The sequence below is a fragment of the Pallidibacillus pasinlerensis genome (assembly GCF_009996845.1).
Classification (GTDB): Bacteria; Bacillota; Bacilli; order Bacillales; family Caldibacillaceae; genus Pallidibacillus; species Pallidibacillus pasinlerensis.
In genome coordinates this window covers 1-5,268 of the sequence record NZ_JAACYS010000113.1, presented here as the reverse complement: position 1 = coordinate 5,268, position 5,268 = coordinate 1, and the positions used below count along the sequence as shown (strand labels likewise).

Sequence of the window (5,268 nt, the reverse complement as noted above, 5' to 3'; positions counted from 1 at the left end):
GTGACAAGTATAAGATTTGTTTTTTCTCTATTGTTTCGTTAAGGTAAAAATATACATATAGGAGGGATTACAATGACTATTGCGGTTGGTGAAAAAGTACAAGATTTTGCTTTACCGGCAAGTAACGGGGAAACTATAAAACTATCGGATTATCGAGGAAAACATGTCGTTCTTTACTTTTACCCGAAAGATATGACACCGGGGTGTACGACACAAGCATGTGATTTCCGTGATTTTAGTAAAGAATTTGAAGAAGTAAATGCGGTGATTTTAGGGATAAGTCCTGATCCAATTAGTAGACATGAAAAGTTTATTGAAAAACATGGACTACCGTTTTTACTTTTATCTGATGAAAACCATGAAGTCGCTGAACAATTCGGTGTATGGAAGTTAAAGAAAAACTTCGGTCGAGAATATATGGGGATCGAACGTTCGACCTTTATAATTGATAAAGATGGTGTACTTGTAAAGGAATGGAGAAAAGTTCGAGTGCAAGGTCATGTGGAAGAAACGTTAAATTATATTAAAGAAAATCTGTAAAACGTTTCAAGATATTCGCCCGTTTTATGTTTTCAAGGCGTTTGACCATGCCTTTAAACAAGGTGTGCATATAGTATAGTAGGGTATACCTCCTCATGAATCTTCACTCAATAACCGGACTAAAAAATACTTAGTCCGGTATTTTTCGTACAGGGGGGGACAGGGGGACGGGTTCGGTGTATCATTTTTTGTTGGTACAGTGAACCCGTCCCTCTGTTTCATTCCTCAAATGAAACGATGAACCCGTCCCCTTGTACCATTCGGTGTATCATTTTTTGTTGGTACAGTGAACCCGTCCCTCTGTTTCATTCCTCAAATGAAACGATGGACCCGTCCCCTTGTACCATTAAGTAGTTTTCTAAATATTTACAAAATGGTATTATAATTTTAACAAGGATGAATGTGATAATGAATAAGGGGGAGAGGTAATGCTTATTTTAGCAAGAGTACAAAGAAATGAAGAATTGGAAAAACAACTACAAGAGCAATTCCCGAATGTTGATTTCTTGTATATTAAGAATCAAGAGGATATTGTGAAACATATTAGCGAAGCAGAAGTTTTCGTTACATATGGAGAGGACTTAACGGAAGAAGTTGTACAGAAAGCTGAAAAATTAAAATGGGTTATGGTTATGTCGGCTGGGATTGAAAAATTACCATCTCAAATATTGAAAGAACGTAATATACTTGTTACAAATGTTAGAGGAATTCATAAAATCCCGATGGCCGAATTTGTTTTCGGATATATTTTACAATATGCAAAACAACTGGATGTCTTTTTAAAACAACAAAGTGAAAAAGTTTGGAATAAAAAGGTACCGATTCAGGAAGTCTATGGAAAAACATTACTTGTTGTTGGAGCGGGAGCCATTGGAAGTCAAATTAGTACGTATGGACGTACTTTCGGCATGCATACAATTGGTATAAATCGAAGTGGTAATAAAAATGACGCCTTTCACGAAACGTATTCAAGAGATTATTTAAATGAAGTTTTACCAAAAGCAGATTACGTTGTATCGGTTTTACCGAACACAAATGAAACACAATATGTATTTACAAAAGAACAATTTAACCGTATGAAACAAGACGCTGTATTTATTAATGTTGGAAGAGGAAATGCTGTCAATGAGGAAGATCTTTTAGAAGCGCTTAATAATGAAGAACTAGCCCATGCTTTTCTCGATGTTTTTGAAAAAGAACCACTTCCTGAAGACCATCCATTCTGGACATGTGAAAAGGTGACGCTCACACCTCATTTATCTGCTTTAACAAATATGTATTTACCGAGAGCCTATGAAATTTTTGCTAAAAACTTACAAGCTTATATTGATAAGAATAATGATTTCATTAATGTGATTGATTTAGATCGGGGGTATTAGTATGAGAATTTATACGAGATCAGGCGATAAAGGAACGACATCATTAGTATACGGAGTACGAGTTGCGAAAAATGACCCACGTGTGGAGGCGTATGGCACTTGTGATGAAGCCAATTCATATATCGGTCTTGCGACAAGTTTTTTACAAAAGGAAAAGTTTGCAGAAAAGGACCAGTTACTATACATTTTCCATAAAGTCCAAACGATTTTGTTTCATGTCGGTGCGGAACTTTCAACACCAGAAGGAAAAGAAGTGAAATGGAAACTGGAAGAAGCGCATATAAAAGAATTAGAAGAAACAATTGATCAATTAGACTCGAATCTTTCTACATTAAATAATTTTATTTTGCCAGGGGGACATCCAGCCGGTGCATCTTTACATGTAGCGCGAACAATAGTTAGACGAGCAGAACGAACTGCAACTAGTATTGAACAAGTAAATCCATTTGTCTTGGCATATTTGAATCGTTTATCGGATTTTTTGTTTGTGGCTGCAAGATTTGTTAATGAAAAGCTAAATGGAAAAGAAAAAAACTTGCATGAGGAATGAAATTACAAATCTATTTTACGAAAAAATACAATGAATAACTAATATAACAACATTTTCACTGTGAATTGATTGACAAACTCAATTATTAATTAGTACACTATCATTAATGACGATTATTTATTAATAATGATTATTAATTTAGAAAGAAGGACGAGGTGCATGACGGTGTCTGCAGATTATCTGAAAGACGCGTTAGAAACTTTAAAAGATTCTGGTGTCCGCATCACTCCGCAACGTCATGCGATACTTGAATACTTGATTAGTTCAATGACACATCCAACTGCTGATGAAATATATAAAGCGCTGGAAAGTAGATTTCCAAATATGAGTGTTGCTACGGTTTATAATAACTTGCGCGTATTTCGAGAAGTTGGTTTAGTCAAAGAACTAACATATGGCGATGCGTCAAGTCGTTTTGATTTTGTTACTCATGAACATTACCATATCATCTGTGAAGACTGTGGTAAAATAACAGACTTTCAATACCCTGGTCTAGATGAGATTGAACAATTTGCTTCGCACGTTTCTGGTTATCAAATTAGTCACCATCGTTTAGAAGTTTACGGTTTATGTCCAGAATGTGCAAACAACAAGGTCAACTAAGAAATGATATTGGTAACTGTTTCAGTCTTGTGAAAGATTAGCTTTCTTATGGTAGTAAACTATGTGAGAAAAGCTAACGTAAAATCTCAAATGCTCCCGAAATTATTTTCGGAAGCATATTTTTTTGAATCGCTATCTTCTATTTTTCGATTGAACATTGATTAAAAATCCCCTCAAAACCTAATTTAAATTCTTTTTACGATTATACCTTTCATCAAATTCTTTACCTTCCAAACTTTTATCCAATGTTAATGGTTCATTACAAAACATACAAATATCAACGCGGCCTAACATTTTCGTTGTCTTATTACATGTTGGACAAACGACTTGTACGGCTTTTACAGACAACATACCAATAAAAAAGTAGATAACAGCACTGGCAACGATACATAATAAACCTAAAATCATTAGTGTGACCATTAAGATTGGCATACCTTTTAAAAATAATCCACCATACATAATAACAATGCCAATAAAAATTAAACTTAATGCAAATGTGCGGATCTTATTTATTTTACTAGAGTATTTTGCCACGTTTCTCCCTCCCTAAAAAAACTATACCATAAAAGGTAGGTAATATAGACTGAAAAGTATTAATTATAAAAATAAAAACATAATTAAACTTCAAATAGAAATATGATAATTTAGTTATGTCTATTTTTGATAGAGGTTAACTTGAAAACCTATCACAAATGGAAATTTGTGACATACTAGAATAATTAAATACTAAAATTTTAGCTTATGTAAAAAACAAAGAGGAATTTTAACGATATTTGTCGAAATTAAGTACTATCCAAAAGAAAGTCTGGAGGAAAAAAACATGGAAAATATACTGCGAACGTTGTACCAAGAGCGAGCCAGCTTTCCTTCTACTCTTGGTGTTCTATTAATAGAAGGAACTGAACACTTAGATGCGGTTACAGATACATTTGATTACATACTACTGATTATTACAGACGAGGATAATAAAAATTTATTGGTTAAACAATATGAGGCAAAGGAGCAAAAAATCGGTTTACATATTGTTAACAAATATCAATTAAAAGATTGGCTAATGAAAGGAACAAACCGAAAAATATTTGATTGGCTGTTTCAAGGGAAAATCTTGTTTGACCGTAACGACTACTTACATTCATTAATACAAGAACTAAATGATTTTCCATTTCACGCGCGAAAAATTCGAATTGGTTTAGAGTTTGCAAAATTAATCCGTAGATATCATGATGGTCGACAATTGTTTGAACAAAAACATTTTATGGATGCATTTAATCATGTTACCCACTCTCTACATCATTTAGGAAGATTATCGCTGATTGAAAAAGGTTTTCAACCAGAAGTTACAGTTTGGAACCAAGTAAAGACAATTGAACCTGAAATATACAAAATGTATAGAGAGTTACTTTATAGTGAAGAATCTTTAGAAAAACGCCTTGAATTATTATTTTTAGTAAGTGACTTTTTCATTCATTCAAAAACTGAACTTGGAGCGGGACATATTCTTGATACATTAAATGAAAAACAACAATGGTCGATCCAAGAAATTCTAGATCATAACGAACTAAAAATGTACGGTATAGATATATTTATTGTACTTGAATATTTAGTGCAAAAAGAATTTATCAATGTAACATTAGAAGAATCAAAGAGTAAAGTGATTAAACATCGTTATTATTCCCTAACAAAGTAATGTCGTTTATAGAGATAGAAGAATCGAAAACATTATAAAAGGCGGTTCTTCAAGGGAGCTTAATTTGTTCAGTATAATTTTTTGGATATTACTGATACCTTGAACGAACACCTTTTATTTTTTTCATAAGGTACGCACTGTGAACACAGACGGATTAACAATTATATAGTAAAGAGTATTTACGTATGAAAAGGTCAAATTATTTGTTGACAATCATATGCATACCTGATATATTAATATTTGCCGTTAGAAATTAGACAAAAGTTCTTAATTAAAATGGCAATAAAATAGAAGTTGACAAATTTCTTGTTAAGTAGTAAACTTGAAAAGTCGCTTCAAAAAAAGAAGTTTTTTACTTCTTTAAAAATCTTTTCAAAAAAAGAGTTGACATATTTAATTATCCTGATATAATTAATTAGGTCGCTTCAAGAAGAAAGCGAGACTTGAACCTTGAAAACTGAACAAGACAAAGCGTTTTAATTAACCATTTAGTCAGTTTTATTTTGAGT

6 protein-coding genes are annotated in these 5,268 nt (G+C 32.8%); 5 read left to right on the top strand and 1 reads right to left on the bottom strand.

Features of this window, described 5'->3' with window-relative positions:
• Window positions 1-72: 72 nt before the first annotated feature.
• From bcp to perR, 4 genes are all read left to right on the top strand, one after another.
• Entirely contained in the window at window positions 73-540 is a 468-nt protein-coding gene (gene bcp / locus GW534_RS15455) for a thioredoxin-dependent thiol peroxidase (RefSeq protein ID WP_161921876.1), read from the top strand.
• Between the two features lie 428 nt (window positions 541-968).
• Window positions 969-1,919 (top strand): D-2-hydroxyacid dehydrogenase, encoded by a 951-nt coding sequence (locus tag GW534_RS15450; protein WP_161921875.1) that lies wholly within the window; start codon window positions 969-971, stop codon window positions 1,917-1,919.
• 1 nt (window position 1,920) lies between these two features.
• Window positions 1,921-2,469 (top strand): cob(I)yrinic acid a,c-diamide adenosyltransferase, encoded by a 549-nt coding sequence (locus tag GW534_RS15445; RefSeq protein ID WP_161921874.1) that lies wholly within the window; start codon window positions 1,921-1,923, stop codon window positions 2,467-2,469.
• 165 nt (window positions 2,470-2,634) lie between these two features.
• Window positions 2,635-3,072, top strand: coding sequence for a peroxide-responsive transcriptional repressor PerR (gene perR, locus GW534_RS15440; protein WP_161921877.1), 438 nt, complete (start codon window positions 2,635-2,637; stop codon window positions 3,070-3,072).
• Window positions 3,073-3,252: 180 nt separating this feature from the next.
• Here perR and GW534_RS15435 read toward each other — a convergent pair whose 3' ends face one another.
• On the bottom strand, window positions 3,253-3,606 hold the full coding sequence (locus GW534_RS15435; protein WP_161921873.1) for a YgzB family protein: 354 nt from the start codon (window positions 3,604-3,606) through the stop codon (window positions 3,253-3,255).
• A 286-nt stretch (window positions 3,607-3,892) separates the two neighbouring features.
• On the opposite strand from GW534_RS15435, the gene GW534_RS15430 reads away from it, so the two are divergent.
• Entirely contained in the window at window positions 3,893-4,759 is an 867-nt protein-coding gene (locus GW534_RS15430; RefSeq protein ID WP_161921872.1) for a nucleotidyltransferase-like protein, read from the top strand.
• The last annotated feature ends 509 nt before the right edge of the window (window positions 4,760-5,268 follow it).

Bases quoted from the DNA above. Each gene is read 5' to 3' on its own strand.
- bcp (WP_161921876.1), top strand. From the start codon at position 73: ATGACTATTGCGGTTGGTGAAAAAGTACAAGATTTTGCTTTACCGGCA.
- GW534_RS15450 (WP_161921875.1), top strand. From the start codon at position 969: ATGCTTATTTTAGCAAGAGTACAAAGAAATGAAGAATTGGAAAAACAA.
- GW534_RS15445 (WP_161921874.1), top strand. From the start codon at position 1,921: ATGAGAATTTATACGAGATCAGGCGATAAAGGAACGACATCATTAGTA.
- GW534_RS15430 (WP_161921872.1), top strand. From the start codon at position 3,893: ATGGAAAATATACTGCGAACGTTGTACCAAGAGCGAGCCAGCTTTCCT.